This window comes from Roseateles koreensis (assembly GCF_028595305.1).
Lineage (GTDB): Bacteria > Pseudomonadota > Gammaproteobacteria > Burkholderiales > Burkholderiaceae_C > Paucibacter_A > Paucibacter_A koreensis.
On record NZ_JAQQXS010000004.1, the window covers coordinates 24,392 to 50,450 of the forward strand.

The window sequence follows — 26,059 nt, forward strand, 5'->3', positions numbered from 1 at the left end:
CTAGGGACTATCCCGCGACCTGCGGGATTTTGTCATGCTGTAAATCATGTGCAGGGCATGTACTGGCCTTTGGGGCAGGGCGCTTCGCCTAGACTCCAGCGCATGAGAATCAAGCTGCTTTTGAATCGTTTTGCCGCCCTGGCTGTCTTGGCTTGGCCCCTGTGTGGGGGCGCACAACCCCTGAGCGTGGTGATCAACCCTGGAGACCAGGCTGAGCAGTCGCGCTTTGCTGTTTTTAACGAATGGAAGCAGGTGGTGGAGCAATCCATCCGGCGTGAGCGTGGCGCGGGCCTGCAAATCACACAGTCCAATGACGCGACGGCTGATCTCAGCGCTACCCGCTCGCGTTTGAACGACCTGGTGGTGGCGCCCGCCCATGTGGTGGGCAGTGCGGTGCGATACGGCTATCTACCGGTGGCCACCCTGGAGAAGCCGGTGCAGGCGGTGCTGGTGGCGCCGCAGTCCAGCGCTATCAACAAGCTGAGCGACGCCGCCGGCAAGCGACTGGGTCTGCCGCAGCAAGACAGCGTGGTGACTTATCTGTTGCGCGGCGAAGTCAATGCCGCCAACAGCACGATCAAAAAACATTTCAGTGCCGTACTGGAAAGCCGTTATCAGGACGCGCTGCTGGTGTGCCTGCAAATCAAGCGCTGCGACGTGGTGGCGGTGGAGCGGGCGGTGTTCGATCGTTGGCAGGCGGCGGGCGAACCCGTCAAGGCTGTCATGCAAAGCAAGGCGGTGCCTGGACTCAGCCTGGCCATCAAACCGGGCAGCACACTATCAGTTGAGTCTTTGCGTTATGCCTTGGTCAACAACCCGGCTTCCGGCTTGAAGTTGCAGGCCGTGGCGGCTGAGGCCTTCGATTACGTGGCAACGCTGGGTTATTTCACCCCCAGGGCCTTGGAGGGCGCCACCCTGGTCGATGCGCCCACTGTGGCCAAGCTGATGCAGGGGGGGGCGCAACTGATCGACACCCGCATTGAGGCTGAGTACAAGGCGGGCCACGCCGCAGGGGCCAAATCGGTGCCCTACAACGAAAAAAGCGCCAAAGAGGCCGACTTCAAGGCCGAGGACGATAAGTTTGACCTGACGCAATTGCCCGCCGACAAGAAGGCTTCCCTGGTGTTCGCCTGCAATGGGCCTGAATGCTGGAAGAGCTTCAAGGCCAGCCAAGTGGCGATGAAAGCGGGGTACGCCAAGGTTTACTGGTTCCGGGGCGGTTTCCCGGAGTGGCGTGCGGCGGGTTACAAGATCGAGGGCGCCCCTTGATGGATTGTTGAGTCGCTGTCGATGGGCTTGTGGTTCGCCAGCAAGGCAGCGATGGGCGCGGGCTGCAGGGGCATTCGGACACCGCGAACTCCCGGGTCAGCGGGCCAGCCTAGAACATCCTGGCAGATGGGGCCACAGATCCGGCCTTGGCAGGCGCCCATGCCGCAACGGGTTTGCAGCTTGGCGTCGCGCCAGTGTTGATGGGTCTTCAGGGCGCCCAAGTTCACGTCTTCACAGCGGCAGATCAGGGTTTGCGCGTCGGCCAGTTTGAACAACTCCGGGCGGAGTGTGAACTGGCGCTGCAACAAGTCGCCGTGGCGTCTGGCACGCTGCAAGGCGCCGGCCAGACGGGCAAGACCGGCGCCGCCGCTGTTGCCGCTCAGCAGGGCTTGCGCCGCCAACTGCCCTTCCAACACTGCCTTGTGCATGCCGGCGATGCCCGTGCATTCACCGGCGGCGTAGATGCCGGGCCTGGAAGTCTGCTGACGGGCATCCACTTGAATGGCGCCATCTTTGAGTTGACAGCCCATCAGCTCGGCCAATTCAGTATTGGGGAGTAGCCCGAAGCCTACCCCCAAAGCCTCGCATGGCTGGGTCCAGCGGCGCTGACCGTCGGTCAATTGCACCGCCTCCAGCTTTTCATCGCCGAGGGCTCGTTCGACCCAACAGCTTTGGCGCTGGGGGACTCTTCGCAAGGCCCAGGCCAGTCGCACGGTTTGCGTCCATAACTGTGGATTCAGGCGCATCGTGAAGCTGACCAGTTGCGATCGTGAGGCTTGCTCGGCCAACAGTTCAAGAAGGGCACCGTGCACTTGCAGAGTGTGTGCCGCCGCCCAAAGCAAGGGCCCCGAGCCCGCCAGCACCACCCGTTTGCCGCGCAGCGGGGCGCCCTCTTTGGCCAGGGCTTGCAGGGCGCCCGCGCCGGTGACCCCTGGCAATGTCCACCCTGGGAATGGCAGAAATCGTTCTCGTGCGCCCAAGGCCAGCAAGACGTGTGGCGCTTCGACTGAATGCGCATCGGTCAGCGGACTTTGCAAGTTGTGCAGTAGAAGCTGAGTGTGCCCGGCGGGGCTCATTTCAGCGGCGATGACGGTATGACCGCTCAGCCACCGTACCTGATGCTGGGCGCGCGTCAGGCGCTCTCGCCAGGGCTGTGGAATGTCGCTGCGCCAGATCTGGCCACCTGCCCGCAAGCCGGCGTCGATCCAGATCACGGATTTTCCGGCTTCGGCCAGTGTGCATACGGCGGCAATGCCCGCAGGCCCCGCACCCACCACCAAAACATCGGCATGGAGCAGGCTCATGTTGGCGCCTCAATGTGCATGCCGTCGAGAGCCGGCGTCATGCAGGCAAGTCGATGTGCTTGTCCGTCGATGGTGACGCTGCACTCCTGGCAAACGCCCATGCCGCAGAAGGCGGCGCGCGGCTGGCCGCTCACCGAGCGGCGGGTGCCATTTGGGCTGATCTGCGCGAGGGCGGCCGCCACGCTGCACGGCCCCTGAATGGGGTGCGAACAGCCATTGACGAGAAGGGTAAGCCGCGTGAGCGGGAGGGCGTGGGTGATCATGCGGAGGTGTTGAAAAAGCGGCAGGGCGCCCACGGCTCGGGGACCATCTGCGTGGGGCGCTGCAGGCACAGGTCCACCAGCAGCTCTGCCGTTGAGAGCGCCGTGGTCAGCCCCAGGCCTTCGTGGCCGGTGGCCAGCCACAGGCGGGCGTGCTCCGGATGGGCGCCGATCAAGGGCCGGCCGTCGCGGCTGGCCGGGCGCAGGCCCGTCCAGGTGCGCAGGAGGTTCAATGGCGCCAGCTTCGGCATGAAGCGGCAGGCGTGGGCCAGCATGTCTTTCAGCACAGGCAAGTCAATCGCCGGGTCAGGTGTTTGCCCTGCTGCGGCGAACTGACGGGACGAGCCGATCAGGATCTGGCCGCCGGGTCGCGGTTGCACATTGAACGCTACTGAATCCTGGTCGCTGAGATGCGCCTTTCGGAGGTAGCCTAGTTCCACCACCTGGTGGCGCAGCAGACCCGGGTAGCGCTGGGTGATGGCCAGTTGCCCCTTCTTTGCGATCAGGCTGCCGGCTGGCAGCCATGCTTGGCTGGACAGACCCGCACACAGCACGGTCATGGCGCCCCACAGCGTTCGGCCGTCGCAAAGGTGTACGGCGTGGCCGTCCACATGGCTGAGCCGCCCTTCAATGTGTGTGACGCGGGCCTCTTGAATCCATCGCATCGCTACTTTGGGCGCGTAGATGCGTGCATCCCCGGGCACCAACAGGGCGCCGAACAACCCCGGGCGCAGCAGCGGCTCCAGGGTGCTGAGCGGGCCGGCATCGACCATTCTTGCTGCAATGCCGCGTTGATTCAACCAACTGTATTTGAGTTCGGCAAGGGTCATGTCGCCGGCGTCTTCCGCAACCCACAAGGTACCGCAGCGTTCGTGCTCGGCGATGCGCGGATGGTCGGCGGATTCAGCCAGCCAGTCGTCCCACAAGCTCACACCGCGCCGGGTCAGTTGGAATTCAGCGTCATCCGCCTGCCCTTGTGCATCCACCACCAGCAAATGCCCCATGGCGGCGGCCGTGGCGCCCCCGCCGATCGGGCCGGGCTCAATCACCGCCACGCTCAAGCCTTGGCGTGAGAACTCGCGGGCGCAGGCGGCGCCGATGATGCCCCCACCGACGATCAAGACGTCAGCGCTGCGCTGCCCGTGCTTCAAGCTGGCAGGCCCCAGGCGAAGGGGTCATCCGCTTGCACCACCACCTGGGCGTCCAGCGTCACATGGGCGCGGCCCTCGATGCGAGGCAAGACATGCCCCTTGTCGCCATGTTGGTAGCTGCCGGTAAAACAGCTGCCGATCACGCTTTCCTGCATCCAGGCTTCGCCGGGCGCCAGCTTGCCGTCGGCGGCCAGGCAGGCGAGCTTGGCACTGGTGCCCGTGCCGCAGGGGGAGCGGTCATAGGCCTTGCCGGGGCACAGCACAAAGTTGCGTGCGCTGCGGGCGGGGTCGTGCGCGGGATTGCGCGAGGGCGCGATGAGCTCGATATGGTCCACCTTGCTCCAGCCGGCGCGTCCCAGGGCGAGGCGAATTTGCCAGGCCCGCTCGGTCAGTTGATCAATCTGACTGGGCTCAATGCACAAGCCGTGGTCTTCGCAAAGAAAGAACCAGTTGCCGCCCCAGGCAATGTCGCCGTGGACGATGCCATAACCTGTTACTTCAACAGCAACTGACTTGGCCTCGCGAAAACTCGGCACGTTGGCTATGCTGACCACGCCGTCCTCCGCCAGCACGGCGCTGATCACGCCCACCGGCGTTTCAATGCGGTGAAGGCCCGGCCCGATGCGGCCCAGATGCGCCAGGCTGGCGATGAGCCCGATGCTGCCGTGCCCGCACATGCCCAGGTAGCCGGCGTTGTTGAAGAAGATCACGCCACAGGTATTGGCTGCGTCTTGCGGGGTGCACAGCAGCGCGCCGACGATGACGTCGTTGCCGCGCGGCTCGAGCACCAGCGCACGCCGCCAATGGTCGTGTTGGTCGCGCAGCACGGTCAAACGTTCGGCCATGGTGCCCGGGCCCAAGTCGGGTCCGCCTTCGATGATCAGGCGGGTGGGCTCACCGCCGGTGTGGGAGTCGATGATGCGCATGGCGGCGGGTGCGAAGGTGAAAAATCAATCGATAACGGCTTGGGCAAAGCCGCGCAAGTAATCCATCAGCGCCTCGGCAGCTTGCTGGGCTGCCTCTGCGCTGGATTGTGCGATGGCTTGCGCCAAGGCCTGATGTAAGCGGGCGCCTTGCTGCAAGTCGCCCTGGTGTTGATAGGCATACCAGAAGCGGCGGCACTGGATAGCCATCGGGATCACCGCGGCAACGGCCGCAGGGTTTCGGCAGCCGGCATGGATGACACGGTCCAGGCCTTGGTCTGCGTTCATGTAAGCCGCCAGGTCGCCGGCTTGCGCGCTGCGGCACATGGCGTCGGCGCAGGCCAACAACGCCTGGCGTTGCGGTGGGGTGGCACGGCGTGCGGCGGTGGCTGCAATCAGACGCTCCAGCGCACGGCGGGCTTCGATGAGGTCAAGGTGCTGGTCGAGCCGAATGTCGCTGACCCGCAGGCCCCGGCGTGCTTGCTGCACGATCAGGCCTGCGCTGCACAGGCGCATCAAGGCCTCGCGGATCGGCGTGCGGCCCAAGCCGGTCTGGGCGATCAACTCGGCTTCCACGATGGGCGCGCCCGGATGCAGCCGGAGCGTGGCGATCATGGATTCCAGCGCGTCGTAGGCTTGGTCGGCTTGGCGGCCGGGTGTTGTCGTCATGCAGGGATTAGAACAGCTGACTCAAGTCGGGTCGGGTGTCGATGCCGCGCTGGATGATGGCTGCCACGTGCTCGCGCTCGGCGCCGATCAGCGCCAGGCGTGGGCGCCGAACGTACTCGTTGCCGACGCCCACCATGGCTTCGGCCAGTTTGATGTTCTGCACCAGCTTGGCATGAACGTCCAGGTGCAGCAGGGGCGTGAACCATTGGTAGATTTTCAGCGCCTCGTCGTAGCGCTTGGCTTGCATCAGGCGATAGATGGCCACGGTTTCAGCAGGGAAGGCATCGCACAGGCCGGCCAGGAGGCCGTCGCAGCCGATGGCCAAGCCTTCAAAGCTGAGGTCGTCGACGCCGATGAAGAGTTGATACCGCTGCCCTAAGGCGTTACGTAGGTTGGTGATGCGGCGGATGTCGTCGCTCGATTCCTTGATGGCCACCAGCCAACGGCAGTCCGCCAGTTCCGCGAAGTGCTCGGGCTGCAGATCAACCTTGTAAGACACCGGGTTGTTGTAGACCATGGTGGGCAAGGCGGCGGCCTCGGCAATGGTGCGCACGTTCAGCATGGCTTCACGCGCATCGGCGCCGTACAGCAGCGCGGGCATCAGCATGAGGCCCTGCACGCCCAATTTGGCGGCGCCTTCCACATAGCGCAGCGCGGCGCGGGTGCTGGTTTCAGACACATTGGCCAGCACCGGCACGCGCCCAGCCGACACTTCCAAGGCGAGGGCGGCGACTTCGAGCTTTTCGTCCAATGTGAGTGTGGAGGCTTCGCCCAGCGACCCGCAGGTGACCAGGCCGTCAACGCCATGGGCGATCTGGAATTCGAAATGCGAGGCCATGGCGGCCATGTCCAGCGACTCGTCTGCCTTGAATTTGGTCGTGACGGCTGGGAATACACCGCGCCAGCGAGGCAGTACGGGCGTGGTGCTGGGGAATGAGTCCGTGGATAGTTTGGGCATTGTTTGGTCTCAATATACTGTAAATATATTTAAACAATAGTCTTGTATCAAGCACTTGTCAACGCCACCTTGTGTCAAGCCGTAAGGCCAGGGCGCCGGGCCTGGCTCCAACGAGGTGGGCAACCGCTAAACACACCGTGTGTGGGTGACTTGGGTCCGCCTTGCCGCGCGCATACAATCCGACGTTCATTTGCCCGTGCCGTGGCCATGGCTGGCCGTGGCGGCGCGCTGTCATCATTCCAAAGGGATTCGACGTGTTTATTTCCAATGCTTACGCTCAAACCGCAGCCGCGGCCGGTGGTACCGAGTCCAGCCTGCTGAGCATGCTGCCGCTGGTGCTGATGTTTGTGGTGCTGTATTTCGTGATGATCCGCCCGCAGATGAAGCGTCAAAAAGAACACAAGGCGATGATCGAAGCTGTCGTCAAGGGCGACGAAGTGGTCACCTCCGGTGGCCTGCTGGGCAAGATCAGCAAGGTGGGCGAGAGCTTTCTGACGCTGGAAGTGGCCTCGGGTGTGGAGTTGCAGGTGCAGCGCTCGGCCATCGTTCAAGTGCTGCCCAAAGGCAGCATCAAGTAAGTCCAACCAGACGCGCGCGTGGCGGTCTGCATGGACCCCGCGCGTGAGTGACCGCGCGCTGTGGCGGCATCGTCAGCGCGCCCTCCCTGGTTCATTTGCCCGCTCGGCCCGCGCTTTGCGTTGGGGCCAACGGGTTTTGCGCTGAATCGGGGGCCGACAGGAAGCACCATGAATCGTTACCCGCTTTGGAAATATGCGCTGCTCGTTGTGGCGCTGCTTTTCGGCTTCGTCTACACGCTGCCCAACTTTTTTGGTGAGGCGCCCGCTGTGCAGGTGTCCAGCGCGAAGGTCACCGTGAAGGTGGACGATGCGGTGCGCGCGCGCGTCGAAAAGACCTTGGCTGATGCACAAATCCAGCCTGACTTTGTGCTGCTGGAAGGCAACTCGATCAAGGCGCGTTTTGCGGACCTCGACACGCAGATCAAGGCCAAGGACGCGATCGTCAAGGCGCTCAACCCCAATGAAGTTGAGCCCACCTATATCGTGGCGCTGAACCTGTTGTCCCGCTCGCCGAAGTGGTTGTCGGCCTTGCATGCCTTCCCCATGTACCTGGGCTTGGACCTGCGTGGCGGGGTGCACTTCTTGATGCAAGTAGACATGAAGTCTGCGCTGACCAAGAAGGCCGAATCGCTCACCGGCGATGTACGCACCTTGCTGCGCGAAAAGAACATCCGCCATTCCGGCATCAGCCGTGATGGCAACAATGTGGTGGTGTCCTTCCGCGACGCTGCCACCCTTGCGCAGGCGCAGGCCGTGCTGACCGACAAGGTCCCTGAAGTATTGTGGACGCCCGGCACGGCCGGTGCTGACTCGGTGTTGAGCGGCTCGCTCAATCCCAAAGCTATGGTTGCCGTACAGGAAGCGGCGCTGAAACAAAACATCAACACGTTGCACAACCGCGTCAATGAATTGGGCGTGGCGGAGCCCGTGATCCAGCAGCAGGGCCTGGACCGTGTGGTTGTGCAATTGCCTGGTGTGCAAGACACTGCCAAGGCCAAAGACATCATCGGCCGTACCGCCACGCTGGAATTGCGCATGGTGGACGACAGCGCCGAGGCGCAGGCTGCGCTGGCCGGCAGTGGTCCGGTACCCTTTGGCACAGAGCGCTTTGTCGACCGCGGCTTTGGCCCCATCATCGTCAAGCGCCAGGTGGTGTTGACCGGCGACAACCTGAACGACGCCCAACCGGGCTTTGACGAGAATCATCAGCCCTCTGTCGACTTGACGCTGGACGCCAAGGGCGCCCGCATCATGAAGGACATGTCGCGCGAGAACATCGGCAAGCGCATGGCCATCATCTTGTTCGAGAAGGGCAAGGGTGAAGTGGTGACGGCCCCGGTGATTCGCAGCGAATTGAGCGGCGGCCGCGTGAAGATCTCTGGCGCCATGAGCACGCAGGAGGCCAACGACACCTCGCTGCTGCTGCGCGCCGGCTCGCTGGCTGCGCCGATGGAAATCATCGAGGAGCGGACCGTGGGCCCGACGCTGGGCAAGGAAAACATAGAGAAGGGCATCTTGAGCGTGACCTGGGGCTTTGCCGCCGTGGCCGTGTTCATGTGCATCTACTACCTGCTGTTCGGCGTGTTCTCGTCGCTGGCGCTGGGTTTCAATCTTTTGCTGCTGCTGGCAGTGCTGTCCTTGTTGCAGGCCACCTTGTCCTTGCCGGGCATTGCGGCGATTGCGCTGGTGCTGGGCATGGCGATTGACTCGAACGTGCTGATCAACGAGCGCATCCGCGAAGAGCTGCGCGGTGGTGCTTCGCCGCAGGCTGCCATTAATTTGGGCTATGAGCGTGCCTTCGCCACCATTCTGGACTCCAACGTCACCACGCTGATTGCGGGCGTGTCGCTGCTAGCCTTTGGCTCCGGCCCGGTCAAGGGCTTCGCCATCGTGCACTGCCTGGGCATTTTGACCTCCATGTTCTCTTCGGTGGTGTTCTCGCGCGCGCTGGCCAACCTTTGGTACGGCCGCCGCAAGAAGCTCAAGTCACTGTCCATCGGCCAGATCTGGAAACCCAAGGCCGAGGGCGATCAGCCTGCGGCTAACGCCTGAATTCATAGGACGCACTGAACCATGGAACTCTTCCGCATCAAGCGCGACCTCCCGTTCATGAAGTACGCGTTGGTCTTCAACGCTATCTCCTTCCTGACATTTGCTGCCGCAGTCTTTTTCCTGGTCACCCGCGGGCTCAATTTTTCGATTGAGTTCAAGGGCGGCTCGGTCATCGAGGTCGAATACGCACAAGCTGCCGATATCGAGAAAACCCGTCATGTGGTCGAGCAAATGGGCTTTGGCGAAGTTCAGGTCACGACCTTCGGCAGCTCGCACGACGTGTTGATGCGCCTGCCCCTGCGCAGCGACATCAAGCAGACCGAGCAAGTCGGCCACGTCTTTGCCGAACTCTGCAAGGCGGAGTCCGGCAGCATCAGCCAGCGTCAGATCGTCACCGCCAAGGGCGAGTCGGTCAGCCAGCAGGTGTGCGTGAATGCCGCCAATGCTGAGCCGGTCAAACTCTCGCGCAGTGAGGTGGTGGGCCCGGCCGTGGGTGAGGAGTTGGCGCGCGACGCCGCCAAGGCACTGGGCGTGACGGTGCTCGGGATCATGATCTACCTGGCCTTCCGCTTCGAGTGGAAGTTTGCGGTGGCCGGCATCATCGCCAACCTGCACGACGTGGTCATCATCCTGGGCTTTTTTGCCTTCTTCCAGTGGGAGTTCTCGCTGCCCGTGCTGGCGGCGGTGCTGGCAGTGCTGGGCTACTCGGTGAACGAGTCGGTGGTGATCTTTGACCGGGTGCGCGAGGGCTTCCGCAAGTTCCGCAAGTTCAGCACCCATGAGGTGATCGACCACGCTATCACCAGCACCATGAGCCGCACCATCATCACCCACGGCTGTACGCAGCTGATGGTGTTGTCGATGCTGATGTTCGGCGGTCCGACCCTGCACTACTTTGCCATTGCACTGACCATCGGTATCTTGTTCGGTATCTATTCGTCGGTGTTCGTGGCCGCAGCGATTGCGATGTGGTTGGGCGTCAAGCGCGAGGATCTGATTCAGGCCCCGGTCAATCGGGAAGATCCGGACGACCCCAACGCGGGCGCGGTGGTGTAGAGTCAGCTGGACCCGATCGTTAGAGAGGCCCCACGCATTCCATGACCGTCGCCGCCCGCAACAAGGCTCTGGCCACTCAGGCGCGGCGCATCTATATCGAGGCGCTGGTGCGCGGCATGGTGCCGCTGGTTCGCGCTTTGAACGAGGCTGCGGCGCAACTGCTGCAGCAAACCACCGAATATCCCATCATGATGGCGCGTCGCGATGGCGTGCAAGCCTGGAATCGCTGTGGCCCGGCATGGCAGGCAGGTGTGGTCAGCGGCCTGCGGCATGCCGCCGTTTACGGCATTCTTGACACGGAACGGCCTGCCGATGTCGCAGGTTCGGTCGGCGCGCCGGACCATTCGCAGGCTTTGTTGTCTCTGGTGGATGACGACACGATTGAGCGGGAAATCACGGTGTCTCGCCTGGCCTTGGTCATGATGGACAAGGCCACCTGGAAGTTCACCGATCTGCGCACCCGCATGCAAATGCTGGAGCAACTGGACAACCTGCCCGTGCTCGATTTGTTGCGCGCCAAAGTGGTGGCCAAACTGGTGCTGGAGGCGTGGACCCGCAGCGGCCTGAGCGCTTCGGAGTGGCAAATGCTTCGGCATGCCCTGCACGAGGAGTTTTCATTGTTGCTCGGCGAGGCTTATCACGAGGTCAATCGATGGCTGATCGCTCAGGCGGTGATGCCGGAGGTTGACCTGCGCCCCTTCATCCGGCGTGCGCCCAATGCGGTGGGGGCAGGTGTCAGCCCAGGTGGCGTGACCGCCGGCTTCCAGATGCCTGCAGCAGGGCTTGCCGCACCGCAAACGCCCCTGCCGATTGGCGCCATCAAGGCATCGTCTGGTTTGGCCGAGGCTCGCGCGGCGGGGCCCATCACGGTACAAAGTCCTGCCAGCAATCAGGCGGAAGAAGTGCTGCTGCTGCTGCAGCGCATTGTCGGGCGCCAAGTGCCTGCTTTTGCGGTGACGGCGCGCCAAGCGGCTGCGCCCATGCAGCCGTCTGACCGTCTGGGGGAATCATCCGCCGCAGCGGAAACGGAGCCGCAGCGGTTCCCGGCCATTGCTTCTTCCGCCCTGCCTGCATTGTCGGCGCACCGCGACGGCCACCGTCTCAGCATGGCCATCACCCATGCACAAGAAGCCCTGTTGCGGGATCCGGGGGGGCTGGACCTCAATCTGTCCAGCGACTTGTTGAGCTTGCCCGAAGCGCCGCAGATGCTGGAAAACCTGCAGCAGCGCAGCCAGAGCGTCAAGGCGGTGCTCAAGCAGGCGGCGGATACCCCTGCTGAACGGGCCACCATTGAGTTGGTGGCCATGATGTTCCAGAGCATTCTCATGGAAGACCGCATCCCCGCGACGGTGCGAGTGTGGTTTGCTCGCCTGCAGATGCCGGTCTTGCGGGTGGCGGTCAGCGAGCCCGATTTCTTCGCCACCACCGATCATCCTGCTCGCCAACTCATCGACCGTATGGGCGCCTGTGTGATGGGCTTCAACAGCAGTGCCGGCATGGTGACCAATGATCCCTCGGGGGGGGGTGATCCGCTGGAGCGAGAAATCAAGCGAGTGGTTCAGGTCGTGGAAGCCTACCCGGACACGGGGCGGCGTGTTTTTCAAACCGTGCTGACCGAGTTCGAGAAATTTCTCGACAACTATTTCGAAAACGAAAATCAGGCGACGCGTCATGGTGTGTCGCTGGCGCAGCAAGTCGAGCAGCGCGAGACGCTGGCCATTCAGTACACCATCGAGCTGCGCAAGATGCTGGCCGAGGTGCCGGTGCAAGACGGCGTGCGTGAGTTTTTGTTCCAGGTCTGGGCCGATGTGCTGGCCGTCACCGCCATGGGTAGCGGTGCGCAGTCCGACGCTATCAAGCAGATGAAGCGCGCTGCGGCGGACCTGATCTGGTCGGCCAGTGCCAAGGTGTCGCGAGAAGAGCGGGCCGAGGTTATCCGCCGGCTGCCGCCCTTGTTGAAAACCCTGCGCGAAGGTATGAATCATGCCGGCTTGCCGCTGGACCGCCAAGACGAGCAAGTGCGCCACCTGAACAACGCGCTGGCGGCCGCCTTCACGGCCAAGACGGCGGTGATCCCACGCGAACGTCTGGAAGAGTTGATGGACCAACTGGCCACGCTGGAGGCTTTGTTGCCCGCAGCGCAGGACGACGGGCAGGGGGATGTCGAGCTCGATCCCTCCTTGGTGCGTGAATTGTCTGGGCACGAATCCGACGGCCTGGAAGTCGTGGCCGAGGGGGGAGCTCCCCCATCACCTGCGGTGCAGGCCTGGGCGCGCGAATTGCAGGTGGGCGGCTGGTACATGCTCGACTACCGCCACCGCAAAGAGGCGGTGCAACTGGCTTGGCGTGGCAATCGCCGCCAGATGGCTCTGTTCGTCACGGCTCATGGGCGAGGCGTGTTGTTCTCCTTGAATCGCATGGGCGCCTACTTGCAAGCGGGCTTGCTGCTGCCCGCGCAAGATGAGGCCTTGACCGTCAAAGCCACGCGCAGTGCCCTGGCCAAGCTGGATGTGGACCCAGATTTGCTGTTGAACTGAGCCAGTGGCTCAGTGAATGAGCCGGTCTTCAGGCGCGACGAACAGTTCGTCGAGAATCAGCGCATCGGGCTCTTCGCCCAGGCTCCAGAACACCATCAAGACGATGATCTTGAGGTCTTCCAGATCCATCGGCGCGCCGGGCACGGCCATGGCACGGTCGATCACCATTTCGCGCATGGGGGGCGGCAAGACGCCCGCGGACTCAAGAAAACTGACAAAGCCGACCGACGGTTCGCCCAGATGGTCCAACTCCGCCACCGAATAGACCCGTTGGCTCAGCGGGCCTTGGGTGCCCTGATAGGAGGAGGCGCCAGCGGCCAAGCCGTCCAGCCAAGTCAGGGCCTCCTGGATTTCATCGCTTTCGAAACCCACGGCAGACAGTTTGCGCTTCAGCTGCGCATGGTCAGGACATGCATCCGGGCGCCAATAGGTTTCGTAGAGATAGACCAGTACGTCAAGCATGGCCTGACTATAACGCAGTCGATTTGTTGACTGATTTGTGGGTGGTTGGGTCAAATCCAGCGCGAAATGACCGGGCTTGTCCCTAAATCTGGCGTGAAAACCATCAGATCAGGCGTGGGCCTGGCGTTGAAAGACCTGCCCTGGCAGGCGTGCCACGGCGCCGTCCAGCTCCAACTCCAGTAGATGGGCATTCAGCTCGGCCGCTTCCCACCCGCCGCGAGCCATCAGGGCGTCAAGCGACACCGGGTCGAAGCCCATCAGGTTCAACACTTGCTGCTGTGCCGGTGGGCGCGGAGCGGCGGTGGCCGGCGGCGGGGCGGTCCCCGCGCGGGGCTTGGCAGGCGCGCTGGGCCGCAGGGGTGCTGTCGCTGTCGAGGCAGTCAGTGTGGCGGCGTTGTGTGGGCCCAGATCCAGCGGGGGCAGCTCTTCCAGCACGTCGTCAATGGTTTCCACCAGCTTGGCGCCTTGTCGAATCAAGGCGTGGCAGCCGCGGCTGAGCGCTGAATGGATGGAACCCGGGATGGCAAAGACCTCCCGGCCGGCTTCGCTGGCCAGGCGGGCGGTGATCAGGGAGCCCGACCGCAGCGCCGCCTCCACCACCAGGCAGCCTTGGCTCAGGCCCGCGATGATCCGGTTGCGCCGGGGAAAGTTGGCCGCCAACGCCGGGGTGCCGAGCGCGTACTCGCTGATCAGCAGCCCATGCGCCACCATGGCCGCGGCCAGGCTTTTGTGTTTGACGGGGTAGACCGAATCCAGGCCCGTACCGAGCACGCCGATGCTGCTCCCCAGCCCTTGCAGTGCCCCCTGGTGCGCGGCGCCATCCACGCCCAAGGCGAGGCCCGACACGATGGTGAGGCCGTGCTGGCTCAGGTCGCGCGCAAAGTGCTCAGCGGTTTCCCGGCCTTGCGCGGTTGGGTTGCGGCTGCCCACGATGCTCAGGCAGGGACGATTCAACAGGCTGCGATCGCCTGCGAGGTAGAGCAACAGGGGCGGGTCAGCCGTTGCCAGCAAGGCCGGCGGGTAATCAGCATCGCTCAGGCACAGCACGCTGTGAGTGGGCGACTGCTGCAACCATCGCCAGGTGGTGTCGATCAGCTTGGCCAGGGTCTCGGGGCTGGCATTCCAGGCGCCCCCTGTGAATTGGCGTTGCTTGGGCGACAGCAGGGCATGCAGCACGGTGGGCGGCAGATCAAACACTGCCTGCACCGAGCCCGCTGCAGCGAGCAAGCGCCGCGCGCCCTCCAGCCCGAGGCCCGGAGTTTCAAGCAGGCGCAGCCAAGCGGCCAGCTCGGAGTGTTCCATCAACCGGGTGTCTTGGTTCGGTGCTCAGGGGCGGCTGAAGCGATCTCCCGCCCGAACCGGTTCCTTGACGGAAATGATCAAGGCGTAGGACACGCGCGAATACACCTGAAACACGAAGAGCACGCCATGCCGTTCGTCCGGCAGCACGATGTCTTGCTTGCGCTCATAGGTGGTGTCGACGGCGTTGCGGCCCTTTTGCCACAGCGCCAGCACATGGCCGCGCTCCAGGCCATCCTGGGCACCGCGGTTCAGCGCGACGATCTGGTTCTGGCCCGCATTCAGGCTGTCACCGTAGATGGAGACGATGCGTCCCTCAACGGCTTGGCTGGGTGCGTGGGGCACGTAGCGCAAGAAGTTGCGTTGCAGCACAGGCGCCAGGCGGTCGCCCACCCCAATTTCTTGGCGCACCGTCTTGACGCGGAGCGTGGCAGGTACGATCTCCGAGTGGCCGTCGCCATCGCTGCGTTCTTCGCCCGGACGAATCAAGTCAGCCGTGCCTAGGTAGCGGGCCTCATAACCCAGAATCTCCTGGGTCCCCGGATCGCGCAGCGGGACGGTGTTGCGGAACACGCGGTATTCGTTCGCCGCGCTGAAATCGCCCCGGGCATAGGCCAAGTCGCCCTTTGTCACCAGCACTCGTCCTTCCGGTGAGGCGACGACGCGGGGCGCGGTGGCCAGCGCATCGGCATCGAACACAACGGCGTCGTTCAGGAAGGGTTCGATCAAATTAAGCGGAATGGCGGCAATGGCCGCCACGTCACTGTCGCTGCTGCGAATGCGGGGCGACAACTTCACCGTGTCTGAGGTATCGCCAGCGCTGCGCTCCTGGCCCAGTTGCAAGCGGGCCATGCCGTCTTGCTTGACCAGCATGAGCACCTGCCCCGGGTAAATCAGGTGAGGATTGTTGATCTGCTCGTGGTTCATCCCCCACAGTTCAGGCCAGCGCCAAGGGCTTTTCAGAAAAATTTGGGAGATGGCCCACAAGGTGTCGCCGGTCTTGACGGTGTAAGTGTCGGGCGCATTGGGCGCCAGTTCTGACAGCGGCACGCCGCGCTGGGCCACCTGATCGGCGGTGGCGCGTTGGGCGGGGCTGACGGGATAGGTGTTGGCCGCTGCGGTGTGGGCCAGACCCAGCATCAGCATCGCGGACAGGGCGGCCACAGCCAGCGGGTGGCGCGCAGTGCGTGAGGACGGGCAGGTATAGAGCGTGGACACGGGCATCAAGGGCTCTCCACCGCATCAGCGGCGATAGGTTGGATGAATCCTGGCGGGGGGCTGCGTTTCCAGGCTTCCTTGGGGCTGATTTCAGGCTTTCATGCTCTTGGATGGCAATTCGGCGAAAATCATGGACTTGCGCGGCGATTCTGCCCCCAAACAGGACTCGTCGCAAAGCAGTTAAGCAGGAGCTTTCACCCTCTTGCATGCACTTACAACTCGACGATTCATGGCAATACTGAATATTCTGCGCTACCCCGACCCTCGTTTACATACGGTTGCCACCCCCGTGGCCCAAGTGGACGAGCGCATCCGCCGCCTGGTCGACGACATGCTTGAAACCATGTATGACGCCGAAGGCGTGGGTTTGGCCGCAACCCAGGTGGATGTGCACGAGCGTGTGCTGGTGATCGACACCTCCAACGACCGCGACACGCCTCGGGTGCTGATCAACCCGGAGTTGATTCACACCAGCGCCGAGTTCACCGAGGGCGAAGAGGGCTGCTTGTCTGTCCCGCAGATCTACGACAAGGTGCCACGCCATTCCCGCGTCACTGTGCGTGCGCTGAACCGTGAAGGCGAAACCTACGAGTTTGATGCCGAGGGCCTGCTGGCCGTGTGCGTCCAGCACGAGATGGATCATTTGATGGGCAAGGTCTTCGTGGAGTACCTGAGCCCCTTGAAGCGCGAGCGCATCAAGACCAAGATGATCAAAAAGACGCGTGAAGAGCAAGCGCACAAGCGCTGACCGACCCGGAACCCCCTCCCATGCGTGTTGTATTTGCCGGTACGCCGGAATTTGCCGCCACGGCGTTGCAAGCCCTCCTGGCCCGTGGCTTTGAAGTGCCTCTGGTGCTGACGCAGCCCGACCGGCCGGCGGGGCGGGGCATGAAGTTGCAGGCCTCGCCCGTCAAACAGCTCGCCCTGCAGCACGGCATCCCGGTCAGCCAGCCGCGCAGCTTGCGCCTGGACGGCAAATTTGCCGATGAAGCAGCCCTCGCGCGCGACACTTTGCTCGCGGCACAGGCCGACGTCATGGTCGTGGCAGCCTACGGCCTGATCCTGCCCCAATGGACACTGGATCTGCCAACGCGGGGCTGCCTCAACATCCACGCCTCCTTGCTGCCGCGCTGGCGCGGGGCGGCGCCCATTCACCGCGCCATCGAGGCGGGTGACGCCCAGACCGGCATCACCCTCATGCAAATGGACGCAGGGTTGGACACTGGCGATATGTTGTTGACCGAGCGTGTGGACATCGATGCAGCTGACACCACTGCCAGCCTGCACGACCGTTTGGCCGCCCTGGGCGGGCGGATGATTGTTGATGCGCTGGACTTGGCTGCCCGTGACGGGCTGCGGCCAGTTGTACAACCCGCCGAGGGTGTCAGTTATGCGCACAAGATCGACAAGGCCGAAGCCTTGATCGACTGGACGCAGGATGCTGCGCAGATCGAACGGCGCCTGCGCGCGTTTGACCCCTTTCCGGGCGGGTTGTCGCACTTGGAGGGCGAGGCCATCAAGATCTGGCGTGCCGAGGCCGTGCCTGGCTCTGGCCGCCCCGGTTGCGTGTTGTCGGTGGACGAACAAGGCCCCGTCGTGGCCTGTGGCCAACAAGCCGTGCGGCTGACCGAGCTTCAGCGCGCGGGCGGCAAGCGCCTGCGAGTTTCGGCGTTCTTGCAGGCTCGGCCCATCGTTGTGGGTGCGATGTTCGAACCTGCCGCCCTCGCGGCGGCTTGAAGAAGGCGTCTGAGGCCCCAACTGAGGGGCTGTTTGCACATTCAAAACCTAAAGGATTCCCATGTTCAATTTGATGAAGACCGCCATCCTGATGGCCGCCATCACCGCCTTGTTCATGGCGATCGGCGCCATGCTGGGTGGGCGCAGCGGCATGATGCTGGCGCTGGTGGTCGCGTTGGGCATGAACTTCTTCAGCTACTGGTTCTCCGACACCATGGTGCTGAAGATGTACAACGCCCGCGAGGTGGACGACAGCTCGGCCCCACAGTTCTACGCCATGGTGCGCGAGTTGGCGCAAAAGGCCCAGTTGCCGATGCCCCGCGTCTACCTGATCGATGAAGACGCGCCTAACGCCTTCGCCACTGGGCGCAACCCCGAGCATGCGGCGGTGGCCGCGACCACCGGGATACTGCGGGTGCTGAACGAGCGCGAACTGCGCGGCGTGATGGCGCACGAGTTGGCCCACGTGAAGCATCGTGACATCTTGATCAGCACCGTCAGCGCCACCATGGCGGGCGCCATCTCCATGCTGGCCAATTTCGCCATGTTCTTCAGCGGGCGCGACAGCGAGGGGCGTCCAGCCAATCCGCTGGTGGGTATTTTGGTGGCAGTGCTGGCGCCGATTGCTGCCAGCGTGATTCAGATGGCGATCAGCCGCGCCCGCGAGTTCGAGGCGGACCGTGGAGGCGCTGAAATTTCAGGCGACCCCGCCGCCCTGGCCTCAGCCCTGGAAAAAATTCAACGCATCGCCCAAGGCTTGCCGCTGGAAGCCACTGAGCGTCACCCTGAAACCGCGCAAATGATGATCATGAACCCGCTGCATGGCGGCGGCCTGAGCCGTTTGTTCAGCACCCATCCGGCCACTGAAGAGCGCGTTGCGCGCTTGTTGGAAATGGTGCGGCGCTGAGCGCAGTTTCAAGGAGTCGGTTCAAGTGTCTGGTTCGCCTGCCGATAAACCGTGCATGAAGGATCTTGCGCCCATGACCCCATTCCGCCCCGCTCTGGCACTTGCCGCCGCGTTGCTGCTGCCGCTCGGGCTGGCCGGGTGCGAGCAACTGGGCATCGAAGACCCCGCCAAAGTTCAGGCTGCCAAAGAAGCCGAGGGCAAAGCCATTGGCAGTGCCTGTCGGCATGCCCTGCGCGCCATTGAAGACTGCTACACCTTGAACCCTAAAGCCCACAAAGCTTCCGTGTTCGCGGGCTGGCGCGAGATGGATGAATACATGCGCGAGAACAAGATTGAAGGCATCGTGCCCGTCGTGCCGCGCCCGGTCCCGGGCAAGCCCGCCAGCGCCTCAGAGGATGGCGACAAGGCCCCTGAGAAAGACGCGGCCAAAGAGTCTAAAGACGGCGGAAAAGACAGCGCCAAAGACACCAAAGCAGCCAAGGCCAAGCCCGCGCATTGACGCCGCGGTGTCGCCGCCACGGCACGATCTGTCGTTCTGGGTGGCCGCTGATGCCACGGTTGATGCACTCTGTCGTTTCGTCGGGCCCCAAGGGTGCGGGTTTGGGCAAGATCGCGGCCTTCCCGTCCGATCTTGGAGCCCCTCATGTTGAACCGTCGATTCCTTGTGCTTGCCGCTGGCAGCCTGCTTGTTGCCACCTCCGCCCAGGCCTGGAGCTTGGGCACGTGGGGAAATGAAACCGTCAAGGGCTCCGGTGAGATCACCAGCGAGATCCGCAATGTCGGCCAATTCGACGCGATCAGCCTGGCTGGCGATTTTGCAGTGACGGTGCGGCAGACCAATAGCCCGCGCGTTGAAGTGCGCACCGACCGGAACCTCCAGGCGCTGTTGGAAACCCAGGTGATCGAGGGCCGCAGCGGCCGATACCTGTCCATCCGTGCGCGCAAGGGCATCAACTTGGCCGGCTCGTCGCGCCCCCAGCTTGTGGTGGACCTCCCCGTGTTGAGCAGCATCGAGATGGGCGGCAGCGGTCTCATGCGGATTGAAGCCTTCAAGACCCCCAGCGTCAGCGTGACGCTAGGCGGTTCGGGTGACATTGTGTTCGACCACCTCGAAAGCGACACCCTGAGTGTGGGTCTAGGGGGCAGCGGCACAGTGAAGGCCAGCGGGAAGGTCAACACCTTGCGCGCGTCCGTGGCCGGCTCTGGCGACTTCAAGGCCCGCGAATTGGTTGCGGCGGAGGCCAGCCTCTCGGTGACCGGCAGTGGCGATGTGGAGGTACAGGCGACCAAGACGCTGCGGGCCTCGATTGCCGGCTCAGGGGATGTGGGCTATGTGGGCGCACCAGAGCTCAGCGTGTCTGTGGCCGGCAGCGGCAGGGTTCGAAAGCTGAACTAAGACCGCACAAGGCGCTGAATTGCGTCCCGACATTTTCTGTTCGGCGGAAATTGGTAGAAGCCCGTAGGACAATGCGCCTATGGGTTTTTCTTCTTCAGCCTCGGTGCCCATGTGGCGCCATCCCGAATTCAAGCGCGGTGCCAAAGACATGACGGCCATCACCCTGGGCATTTCTGCCTGGGGCTTGGTCACGGGCGTGGCCATGATCAAAAGTGGCCTGGGTGTGGGGCTGTCGCTCTTGATGAGCCTCGTCGTGTTCGCCGGCAGCTCGCAACTGGCCGCTCTGCCGCTGTTGGCAAGTGGTGCACCGCTGTGGGTGGTTTGGGCCACGGCGTTTTGCGTCAATCTGCGCTTTGTGATTTTCAGCGCGCAATGGCGCATGTACTTTGGGCATTTGGCGCGCACCAAGCGCCTGGCCATGAGCTATTTTGCGGCCGACCTGAATTACGTGGCCTTCATCCGCCGCTTTCCCGATATCAAGCCGGCACCCGAGCAAGTACCTTATTACTGGGGCGGAGTGGCCTTGAACTGGACCTCCTGGCAAGTGCCCTCGGTGCTGGGGATTTTTCTGGCTGACCGCGTACCCACCCAATGGGGCTTGGGGTTTGCCGGCGTGCTGGCCTTGCTGGGCTTGGCGCTGGCGCTGCTGAAAGACCGCAACTCCTGGGTGGCCGCCGCAGTGGCTGCCACGGCGGCTGTCGCGGCCTACGGTTTGCCCCTGCGACTGAATATCCTGGTGGCGATTGCCGCAGCGGTCGCGATGGGGCTGCTCATGGAGCACACCTTTCCTGAGCGCTCTCGGGGGACAAGCTGATGCTGAGCCCCTGGGAAATCGCGCTCGGGATTGTCGGCATGGGGCTGGTCACGCTGTTGACGCGCGGCTTTTTCATGTTTCCCGACGAGGAGTTGCCCTTGCCGGACTGGGCCAAGCAGGGCTTGCGTTATGCCCCGCTGGCTGCCTTGGTGGCGGTGATCGCGCCTGAAATCGTGACGAGCCAGGGCCACCTGATTTCCACCTTCAAAGATGCCCGGCTTTATGCCACGGCGGTGGGAGCGGCCTATTTTTTCTGGCGCCGTGGCATCCTCGGCACCATTCTTAGTGGCACGGCGGTGATGCTGGTTTTGCGCATTGGCCTGGGTTGGTGAACGGCCCGAAAATTCTTGCCGCTGTGCTGACGATTGTTTTTTCTCCCCTCGTTTTCCTCTTCTTGTTCAACCTGAAAAACAGAGACTTGCCATGAACGTCATTCGTTTTACTGATTTGCTCAGCAGCGGCCAAGTGGCCGGCAAGCGCGTGTTCATCCGCGCCGATCTCAATGTGCCGCAAGACGAAGCTGGCAACATCACCGAAGACACTCGCATCCGCGCCTCGGTGCCTTGCATCGAGCAGGCCTTGAAGGCCGGCGCCGCAGTGATGGTGACCTCCCACCTGGGCCGTCCGACCGAGGGTGAATTCAAGCCCGCCGATTCGCTGGCCCCGGTGGCCAAGCGTCTGGGTGAATTGCTGGGCCGCGAGGTACCCGTGCTGGCGAATTGGGTCGACGGCGTGAGCGTGGCGCCGGGCCAGTTGGTGCTGCTGGAAAACTGCCGCGTCAACAAGGGCGAGAAGAAGAACGACCCGGTGCTGGCCAAGAAAATGGCCGCCCTGTGCGACATCTTCGTCAACGACGCTTTTGGCACCGCCCATCGCGCCGAAGGCAGCACCTACGGCATCGCCCAATTTGCCCCCGTGGCCTGCGCCGGCCCCTTGCTGGCGGCTGAAATCGACGCCATCGGCAAGGCCTTGGCGGCGCCCAAGCGCCCGCTGGTCGCCATCGTGGCCGGCTCCAAGGTGTCTACCAAACTCACCATTTTGAAGGCCCTGTCGGACAAGGTTGACGGCCTGATCGTCGGCGGCGGCATCGCCAACACCTTCATGCTGGCCGCCGGCCTGAAAATCGGCAAGTCGCTGGCCGAACCCGATCTGGTCGGCGAAGCCCGCGCCGTGATCGAGGCCATGAAATCCCGCGGCGCCGCCGTGCCAATCCCGGTCGACGTGGTGGTCGCGCAGAAGTTTGCCGCTGATGCCCCCGCCACGGTCAAGGCTGCCAACGCCGTCGGCGACGACGACCTGATCCTGGACATCGGCCCCCAAACCGCCGCCTTGCTGGCCGAGCAACTCAAGGCCGCCGGCACCATCGTCTGGAACGGCCCGGTGGGCGTGTTCGAGTTCGACGCCTTTGCCCATGGCACCGAGACCATCGCTCGCGCCATCGCCGCTTCCAACGCCTTCTCCATCGCTGGCGGCGGCGACACCCTGGCCGCCATCGCTAAATACGGTATTGAAAAAGACGTCGGCTACATCTCCACCGGCGGCGGCGCCTTCTTGGAAATCCTCGAAGGCAAGACTCTGCCCGCGATTGAAATCCTGAGCCAGCGCGCGGCGGGCTGAGCGACAGGTGAGGCCACGGCGCGAGCACCTACACGTGTCGCGCCGGGGCCGACTCAGCTGTCGACGTTGTGTTCTTCAACCCAAGCGAGACAGCGTTCGAAATGATCTGCAAAGTGCACCGTGCTGCACTTTGTCAGTTCAACTGAGGCATTGGGCGTCGGGTGGCGATTTGTTCGAAGAGAATCCTTGTCCAGGGCATGGATGAGTTCCTCACAAGCGCGGGCCTATTTTTGTCGAATTCCGGTCAAGCCGAGAGGCCGGGGTCGACTTGATGCTTTGCTAGCTCAGCGAGCGGATCGCCTTCAGAACCCGACCACTTTGTAGCCGAGTTCCAGTCCCCAATTGCCAGGTCTCGCGCCGCCAGCGAACAGCGTCGGTTTGACAAATACGATGGCATTGCCGCCAAAGGCTTGCCCGATTACTCGCCCAGCCGTGATCGCCAAACTCACAAAGCTGCTCTTGTTCTCCCAGTCGTAGTTAATTGCGGGATCGTAGGTCAGCAAGTTTTGGGAGTCAGCCAGCTTGGGGACATAGTAAAAGTCCACCGTCGTACTGTTGACCTTGCTGCGCTGGGCCTGACCCGACACGCTCACGCTCTGAACCCAGGCGGGGGCAAAAATGCCGCCGTCTTTTAAGAATCGTGCGTAAATTAATGTGCCCTTCAAAATATTCTTGCCGCGGCCTAATTCTGGGCGCGAGGCAGTATCGAAGATCGCTTCGGCCTGCGCCACCCAACCGTGGGTTCGGGTCAGTCCAAAAACATGGCCCAGACGGATTGCCGCGTCACCCAGGTCATGGCGTGCGTTGCCGCCCAGACCATCGACTTTCATGACCGGTAGTTCAAAGCGCAGGCTGTAGTTATCGTGCTCTCCTATTGGCATGATGTAGCCCAAGCGCAAGGTGCCCGAACTCAAACCTTGATTCAGGTCCATGTATTCGTACTTGCCATAAGCTTGGTAACTCACCACGGTGGGGTCGGTGCCCTTGTCTGTCGACTTGGCAGCCTCCTTCGCCGACGAATCTTGCGCGTGAATGGCTGAGACAGCGCCCCAAAAAGCGAGCAGGCCGAGACCCAAAGCACGCATGAATTTAGCGTGCCGAAACGGAAGGTTTAATGTTGCCAACGTTTAGCTCCTGAATGAACGGTTAGACATTCTAAATATGGCCTGTTTCCCGGCAAGGGAATCGCGTCGTGGTCTGAATTGATTCCAAGAAGTCGGCCAAGCTTCAAGGCAGTCCCCAGTGGAAATACGAAACAAAGTTCAAGCTCAAGGTCGTTGATCGCATTGTGGCGGTCATTTGCATCCACAACATGAACCCCTGCGTTCTTTGCATGAAGTTCCGAGTGTTTTTCACCGGGCGCAGGAATTCGCGGGGTAAATTCAGTGCCCCGAATTGCAGGCGCCGCATGGCCGGGCCTGATTCTCTTGAACGGAGACTGCGATGAATGAGATCACCAAAAAAGACAAAACCTTGTCCCCGGCCGAAGCGGCGCTGCGTGAGGCGGCGCTGGAATACCACCGCAGCCCGACCCGCGGCAAGATCGCGGTGACACCGACCAAGGCCTTGTCCAATCAGCGTGATCTGTCGTTGGCGTATTCGCCGGGCGTGGCCTATGCCTGCCTGGCCATTGAGGAAGATCCGTCGCTGGCGGCGGACTTCACCTCCCGTGCCAATCTGGTGGGTGTGATCACCAACGGCACGGCGGTGTTGGGGCTGGGGGATATCGGCCCGTTGGCCAGCAAGCCGGTGATGGAGGGCAAGGGCTGCTTGTTCAAGAAGTTCGCCGGTGTCGATGTGTTCGACATTGAATTGGCCGAGCGCGACCCCGATAAGTTGGTGGACATGATTGCCGCCATGGAGCCCACGCTGGGCGGCATCAATCTGGAGGACATCAAGGCGCCCGAGTGCTTCTACATCGAGAAGAAGCTCAAAGAGCGCATGAACATCCCCGTCTTCCACGACGACCAGCATGGCACGGCCATCATCTCCAGCGCAGCCTTGCTGAACGGCCTGGAATTGGTGGGCAAGGACATTGCGCAGGTCAAGTTGGCGGTGTCGGGTGCGGGTGCTGCGGCCACCGCCTGCCTGGACCTGATGGTTGGCTTGGGCGTGCGGAGCGAGAATATTTTTGTCTGCGACTCTAAGGGCGTGATCCAGGACCAGCGTGAAGACGCCAAAGCCGGCAAGCTGGACGAGAGCAAGCAGCGCTATTGCCAGGTTACTTCTGCGCGCACCTTGGCGGATGTTGTCAAGGGGTCCGACATTTTTCTGGGGTGCTCGGCGGCGGGTGTGTTGACGGCCGAGATGGTGGCGGGCATGGCCGACAAGCCCATCATTCTTGCGCTGGCCAACCCTGAGCCTGAAATTCGCCCGGAGTTGGCCAAGGCGGTGCGCCCAGACTGCATCATCGCCACGGGGCGCTCGGACTATCCCAACCAAGTCAACAACGTTTTGTGCTTCCCTTACATTTTCCGTGGTGCGCTTGACTGTGGCGCCAGCAAGATCACGGAGGAAATGAAGCTGGCCTGCGTGCGCGAGATTGCGGCCCTGGCCAAGGCCGAAACCAGCGACGAGGTGGCGGCCGCCTATGCCGGCGAAGAACTGGTGTTTGGCCCTGAATACCTGATTCCCAAGCCCTTTGACGCCCGCTTGATCCTGCGCATCGCCCCCGCCGTGGCGAAGGCGGCCGAGGCCTCGGGCGTGGCGGCGCGGCCGATCCAGGACTTGGCGGCGTACCGCCAATCGCTGGAGCGTTTTGTCTACCAGACCGGCATGTTCATGCGCCCGGTGTTTGCGGCGGCAAAGGCCAATCCCGCGCGTGTCATTTATGCCGAAGGCGAAGACGAACGGGTCTTGCGCGCGGTGCAGGTAGCGCTGGACGAAGGCATTGTTCAACCGACCCTGATCGGCCGGCCCGAGGTCATTCGCACTCGCATCGCCCGCGCCGGCCTGCGGCTCAAGCTGGGCGAAGATGTGGCCGTCATCGACCCCGACAACGACGCCCGCTTCCGCCAGTACTGGGAGGCCTATCACCACGCCATGGGCCGCCAGGGCGTGACCCCGGACATGGCCAAGGCAGCGGTCCGGCGCTCGGCCACCACCATCGGCGCGCTGGCCATCAAGCTGGGTGATGCCGACGCCATGATCTGCGGCATGGTGGGGCGCTTTGAGTCGCACTTGGAGCATGTGTCTGACCTGATCGGAAAAAAAACCGGTGCCAAGACCTTCGCCACCATGAATGCCTTGATGCTGGAGCAGCACACGATCTTTCTCACCGACACCTTTGTCAACGACACGCCTGACGCCGAGCAACTTGCCGAGATCGCCGCCATGGCGGCCGAGGAGTTGCGCCGCTTCGGCCTGCCGCCCAAGCTGGCCTTTGTGTCGCACTCGATGTTCGGTTCCAGCAAGCGGCCGTCGGCGCTCAAAATGCGTCGTGCTTACGAGTTATTTGCGCAGGAACACCCCGAGGTCGAGGCCGACGGCGAGATGCATGGCGACGCGGCTTTGTCGGAGTCGGTGCGTGCCACTTTTCTGCCGGACAGCAAGCTCAAGGGTGCCGCCAATCTGTTGGTTCTGCCCACCTTGGATGCCGCCAATATCTTGTTCAATGTGTTGAAGATCAGCAGCGGCCACGGCGTGACGGTGGGTCCGATCCTGCTGGGCGCGGCGGCGCCGGTGCACATCCTCACGCCCTCGGCCACGGTGCGCCGCATCGTCAACATGACGGCGCTGGCGGTGGCGGATGTGCTGGCGGCGAGGTCCTGATCGGCGGCAAATCCAGAGAATCCCAAGCCTGGGGTTCGCCCCTGCTTTGGTAACTCGCTGTAATCGACTTTCTGGCTGTTT

At 62.9% G+C, this 26,059-nt stretch carries 24 protein-coding genes; 14 read left to right on the forward strand and 10 right to left on the reverse strand.

Annotation, left to right across the window (positions count from 1 at the left end):
- Positions 1-102 precede the first annotated feature (102 nt).
- Positions 103-1,269, forward strand: coding sequence for a rhodanese-like domain-containing protein (locus PRZ01_RS05160; protein WP_273595695.1), 1,167 nt, complete (start codon positions 103-105; stop codon positions 1,267-1,269).
- Here PRZ01_RS05160 and PRZ01_RS05165 read toward each other — a convergent pair.
- The 6 genes from PRZ01_RS05165 to PRZ01_RS05190 are packed head-to-tail and all read right to left on the reverse strand — an operon-like array spanning position 1,245 to position 6,534.
- Entirely contained in the window at positions 1,245-2,573 is a 1,329-nt protein-coding gene (locus PRZ01_RS05165) for an FAD-dependent oxidoreductase (RefSeq protein ID WP_273595696.1), read from the reverse strand. The genes PRZ01_RS05160 and PRZ01_RS05165 overlap by 25 nt on opposite strands.
- Positions 2,570-2,836 (reverse strand): 2Fe-2S iron-sulfur cluster-binding protein, encoded by a 267-nt coding sequence (locus PRZ01_RS05170; RefSeq protein ID WP_273595697.1) that lies wholly within the window; start codon positions 2,834-2,836, stop codon positions 2,570-2,572. Before PRZ01_RS05170 ends, PRZ01_RS05165 begins: the two co-directional genes overlap by 4 nt.
- Complete coding sequence (locus PRZ01_RS05175) at positions 2,833-3,984, reverse strand: NAD(P)/FAD-dependent oxidoreductase (RefSeq protein ID WP_273595698.1); 1,152 nt, start codon at positions 3,982-3,984, stop codon at positions 2,833-2,835. The genes PRZ01_RS05170 and PRZ01_RS05175 overlap by 4 nt, the downstream gene beginning before the upstream one ends.
- On the reverse strand, positions 3,981-4,910 hold the full coding sequence (locus tag PRZ01_RS05180) for a proline racemase family protein (RefSeq protein ID WP_273595699.1): 930 nt from the start codon (positions 4,908-4,910) through the stop codon (positions 3,981-3,983). Before PRZ01_RS05180 ends, PRZ01_RS05175 begins: the two co-directional genes overlap by 4 nt.
- Before the next feature lie 24 nt (positions 4,911-4,934).
- On the reverse strand, positions 4,935-5,576 hold the full coding sequence (locus tag PRZ01_RS05185; RefSeq protein ID WP_273595700.1) for a GntR family transcriptional regulator: 642 nt from the start codon (positions 5,574-5,576) through the stop codon (positions 4,935-4,937).
- A 7-nt stretch (positions 5,577-5,583) separates the two neighbouring features.
- Positions 5,584-6,534, reverse strand: coding sequence for a dihydrodipicolinate synthase family protein (locus PRZ01_RS05190; protein WP_273595701.1), 951 nt, complete (start codon positions 6,532-6,534; stop codon positions 5,584-5,586).
- Positions 6,535-6,788: 254 nt separating this feature from the next.
- On the opposite strand from PRZ01_RS05190, the gene yajC reads away from it, so the two are divergent.
- The 4 genes from yajC (at position 6,789) to PRZ01_RS05210 (ending at position 12,757) form a co-directional block, all read left to right on the forward strand.
- The gene (yajC, locus tag PRZ01_RS05195; protein ID WP_273595702.1) at positions 6,789-7,112 is read left to right on the forward strand and encodes a preprotein translocase subunit YajC; all 324 of its coding nucleotides are present in this window, start codon (positions 6,789-6,791) and stop codon (positions 7,110-7,112) included.
- 168 nt (positions 7,113-7,280) lie between these two features.
- A complete protein-coding gene (gene secD / locus PRZ01_RS05200; RefSeq protein ID WP_273595703.1) occupies positions 7,281-9,164 on the forward strand; it encodes a protein translocase subunit SecD in 1,884 nt (627 codons plus the stop codon).
- Positions 9,165-9,185: 21 nt separating this feature from the next.
- Positions 9,186-10,220, forward strand: coding sequence for a protein translocase subunit SecF (secF, locus tag PRZ01_RS05205; protein ID WP_273595704.1), 1,035 nt, complete (start codon positions 9,186-9,188; stop codon positions 10,218-10,220).
- Between the two features lie 41 nt (positions 10,221-10,261).
- Positions 10,262-12,757, forward strand: coding sequence for a DUF1631 family protein (locus PRZ01_RS05210; RefSeq protein ID WP_273595705.1), 2,496 nt, complete (start codon positions 10,262-10,264; stop codon positions 12,755-12,757).
- A gap of 9 nt (positions 12,758-12,766) precedes the next feature.
- Here the strand turns inward: PRZ01_RS05210 and PRZ01_RS05215 are convergent, their stop codons facing one another.
- The 3 genes from PRZ01_RS05215 to PRZ01_RS05225 all read right to left on the reverse strand — a co-directional run bounded on the left by PRZ01_RS05215 (position 12,767) and on the right by PRZ01_RS05225 (position 15,742).
- Positions 12,767-13,219, reverse strand: coding sequence for a Smg family protein (locus PRZ01_RS05215; protein ID WP_273595706.1), 453 nt, complete (start codon positions 13,217-13,219; stop codon positions 12,767-12,769).
- Positions 13,220-13,327: 108 nt separating this feature from the next.
- Complete coding sequence (gene dprA, locus PRZ01_RS05220; RefSeq protein WP_273595707.1) at positions 13,328-14,521, reverse strand: DNA-processing protein DprA; 1,194 nt, start codon at positions 14,519-14,521, stop codon at positions 13,328-13,330.
- 24 nt (positions 14,522-14,545) lie between these two features.
- Complete coding sequence (locus tag PRZ01_RS05225) at positions 14,546-15,742, reverse strand: LysM peptidoglycan-binding domain-containing protein (protein WP_273595708.1); 1,197 nt, start codon at positions 15,740-15,742, stop codon at positions 14,546-14,548.
- Between the two features lie 223 nt (positions 15,743-15,965).
- On the opposite strand from PRZ01_RS05225, the gene def reads away from it, so the two are divergent.
- The 8 genes from def (at position 15,966) to PRZ01_RS05265 (ending at position 22,207) form a co-directional block, all read left to right on the forward strand.
- A complete protein-coding gene (def, locus tag PRZ01_RS05230) occupies positions 15,966-16,484 on the forward strand; it encodes a peptide deformylase (protein ID WP_273595709.1) in 519 nt (172 codons plus the stop codon).
- 20 nt (positions 16,485-16,504) lie between these two features.
- Positions 16,505-17,473, forward strand: a complete 969-nt coding sequence (fmt, locus tag PRZ01_RS05235; protein ID WP_273595710.1) for a methionyl-tRNA formyltransferase — start codon at positions 16,505-16,507, stop codon at positions 17,471-17,473.
- Between the two features lie 61 nt (positions 17,474-17,534).
- Positions 17,535-18,380, forward strand: a complete 846-nt coding sequence (gene htpX / locus PRZ01_RS05240) for a zinc metalloprotease HtpX (protein WP_273595711.1) — start codon at positions 17,535-17,537, stop codon at positions 18,378-18,380.
- A 73-nt stretch (positions 18,381-18,453) separates the two neighbouring features.
- Positions 18,454-18,879 (forward strand): hypothetical protein, encoded by a 426-nt coding sequence (locus tag PRZ01_RS05245; RefSeq protein ID WP_273595712.1) that lies wholly within the window; start codon positions 18,454-18,456, stop codon positions 18,877-18,879.
- A 144-nt stretch (positions 18,880-19,023) separates the two neighbouring features.
- Positions 19,024-19,776, forward strand: coding sequence for a head GIN domain-containing protein (locus tag PRZ01_RS05250; protein ID WP_273595713.1), 753 nt, complete (start codon positions 19,024-19,026; stop codon positions 19,774-19,776).
- 79 nt (positions 19,777-19,855) lie between these two features.
- The gene (locus PRZ01_RS05255) at positions 19,856-20,590 is read left to right on the forward strand and encodes an AzlC family ABC transporter permease (RefSeq protein WP_273595714.1); all 735 of its coding nucleotides are present in this window, start codon (positions 19,856-19,858) and stop codon (positions 20,588-20,590) included.
- Positions 20,590-20,922 carry an AzlD domain-containing protein gene (locus PRZ01_RS05260; RefSeq protein ID WP_273595715.1) on the forward strand — a complete coding sequence of 111 codons (333 nt, stop codon included), beginning with the start codon at positions 20,590-20,592 and terminating at the stop codon, positions 20,920-20,922. Before PRZ01_RS05255 ends, PRZ01_RS05260 begins: the two co-directional genes overlap by 1 nt.
- A 91-nt stretch (positions 20,923-21,013) precedes the next feature.
- Positions 21,014-22,207, forward strand: coding sequence for a phosphoglycerate kinase (locus tag PRZ01_RS05265; RefSeq protein ID WP_273595716.1), 1,194 nt, complete (start codon positions 21,014-21,016; stop codon positions 22,205-22,207).
- A gap of 302 nt (positions 22,208-22,509) precedes the next feature.
- Here PRZ01_RS05265 and PRZ01_RS05270 read toward each other — a convergent pair whose 3' ends face one another.
- The gene (locus PRZ01_RS05270) at positions 22,510-23,331 is read right to left on the reverse strand and encodes a hypothetical protein (RefSeq protein WP_273595717.1); all 822 of its coding nucleotides are present in this window, start codon (positions 23,329-23,331) and stop codon (positions 22,510-22,512) included.
- A gap of 319 nt (positions 23,332-23,650) precedes the next feature.
- Here PRZ01_RS05270 and PRZ01_RS05275 point away from each other — a divergent pair, with 319 nt between their 5' ends.
- Positions 23,651-25,978: an NADP-dependent malic enzyme gene (locus tag PRZ01_RS05275; RefSeq protein WP_273595718.1), complete on the forward strand. Its 2,328-nt coding sequence runs from the start codon at positions 23,651-23,653 to the stop codon at positions 25,976-25,978.
- Positions 25,979-26,059 lie beyond the last annotated feature (81 nt).

Coding starts and splice junctions, on each gene's coding strand:
- secF (WP_273595704.1), top strand. CDS start 9,186: ATGGAACTCTTCCGCATCAAGCGCGACCTCCCGTTCATGAAGTACGCG.
- PRZ01_RS05255 (WP_273595714.1), top strand. CDS start 19,856: ATGGGTTTTTCTTCTTCAGCCTCGGTGCCCATGTGGCGCCATCCCGAA.
- dprA (WP_273595707.1), bottom strand. CDS start 14,521: ATGGAACACTCCGAGCTGGCCGCTTGGCTGCGCCTGCTTGAAACTCCG.
- PRZ01_RS05250 (WP_273595713.1), top strand. CDS start 19,024: ATGTTGAACCGTCGATTCCTTGTGCTTGCCGCTGGCAGCCTGCTTGTT.
- PRZ01_RS05245 (WP_273595712.1), top strand. CDS start 18,454: ATGACCCCATTCCGCCCCGCTCTGGCACTTGCCGCCGCGTTGCTGCTG.
- htpX (WP_273595711.1), top strand. CDS start 17,535: ATGTTCAATTTGATGAAGACCGCCATCCTGATGGCCGCCATCACCGCC.
- PRZ01_RS05160 (WP_273595695.1), top strand. CDS start 103: ATGAGAATCAAGCTGCTTTTGAATCGTTTTGCCGCCCTGGCTGTCTTG.
- PRZ01_RS05190 (WP_273595701.1), bottom strand. CDS start 6,534: ATGCCCAAACTATCCACGGACTCATTCCCCAGCACCACGCCCGTACTG.
- PRZ01_RS05165 (WP_273595696.1), bottom strand. CDS start 2,573: ATGAGCCTGCTCCATGCCGATGTTTTGGTGGTGGGTGCGGGGCCTGCG.
- secD (WP_273595703.1), top strand. CDS start 7,281: ATGAATCGTTACCCGCTTTGGAAATATGCGCTGCTCGTTGTGGCGCTG.
- PRZ01_RS05210 (WP_273595705.1), top strand. CDS start 10,262: ATGACCGTCGCCGCCCGCAACAAGGCTCTGGCCACTCAGGCGCGGCGC.
- def (WP_273595709.1), top strand. CDS start 15,966: ATGGCAATACTGAATATTCTGCGCTACCCCGACCCTCGTTTACATACG.
- PRZ01_RS05185 (WP_273595700.1), bottom strand. CDS start 5,576: ATGACGACAACACCCGGCCGCCAAGCCGACCAAGCCTACGACGCGCTG.
- PRZ01_RS05215 (WP_273595706.1), bottom strand. CDS start 13,219: ATGCTTGACGTACTGGTCTATCTCTACGAAACCTATTGGCGCCCGGAT.
- PRZ01_RS05225 (WP_273595708.1), bottom strand. CDS start 15,742: ATGCCCGTGTCCACGCTCTATACCTGCCCGTCCTCACGCACTGCGCGC.
- fmt (WP_273595710.1), top strand. CDS start 16,505: ATGCGTGTTGTATTTGCCGGTACGCCGGAATTTGCCGCCACGGCGTTG.
- PRZ01_RS05260 (WP_273595715.1), top strand. CDS start 20,590: ATGCTGAGCCCCTGGGAAATCGCGCTCGGGATTGTCGGCATGGGGCTG.
- PRZ01_RS05275 (WP_273595718.1), top strand. CDS start 23,651: ATGAATGAGATCACCAAAAAAGACAAAACCTTGTCCCCGGCCGAAGCG.
- PRZ01_RS05180 (WP_273595699.1), bottom strand. CDS start 4,910: ATGCGCATCATCGACTCCCACACCGGCGGTGAGCCCACCCGCCTGATC.
- PRZ01_RS05265 (WP_273595716.1), top strand. CDS start 21,014: ATGAACGTCATTCGTTTTACTGATTTGCTCAGCAGCGGCCAAGTGGCC.
- PRZ01_RS05170 (WP_273595697.1), bottom strand. CDS start 2,836: ATGATCACCCACGCCCTCCCGCTCACGCGGCTTACCCTTCTCGTCAAT.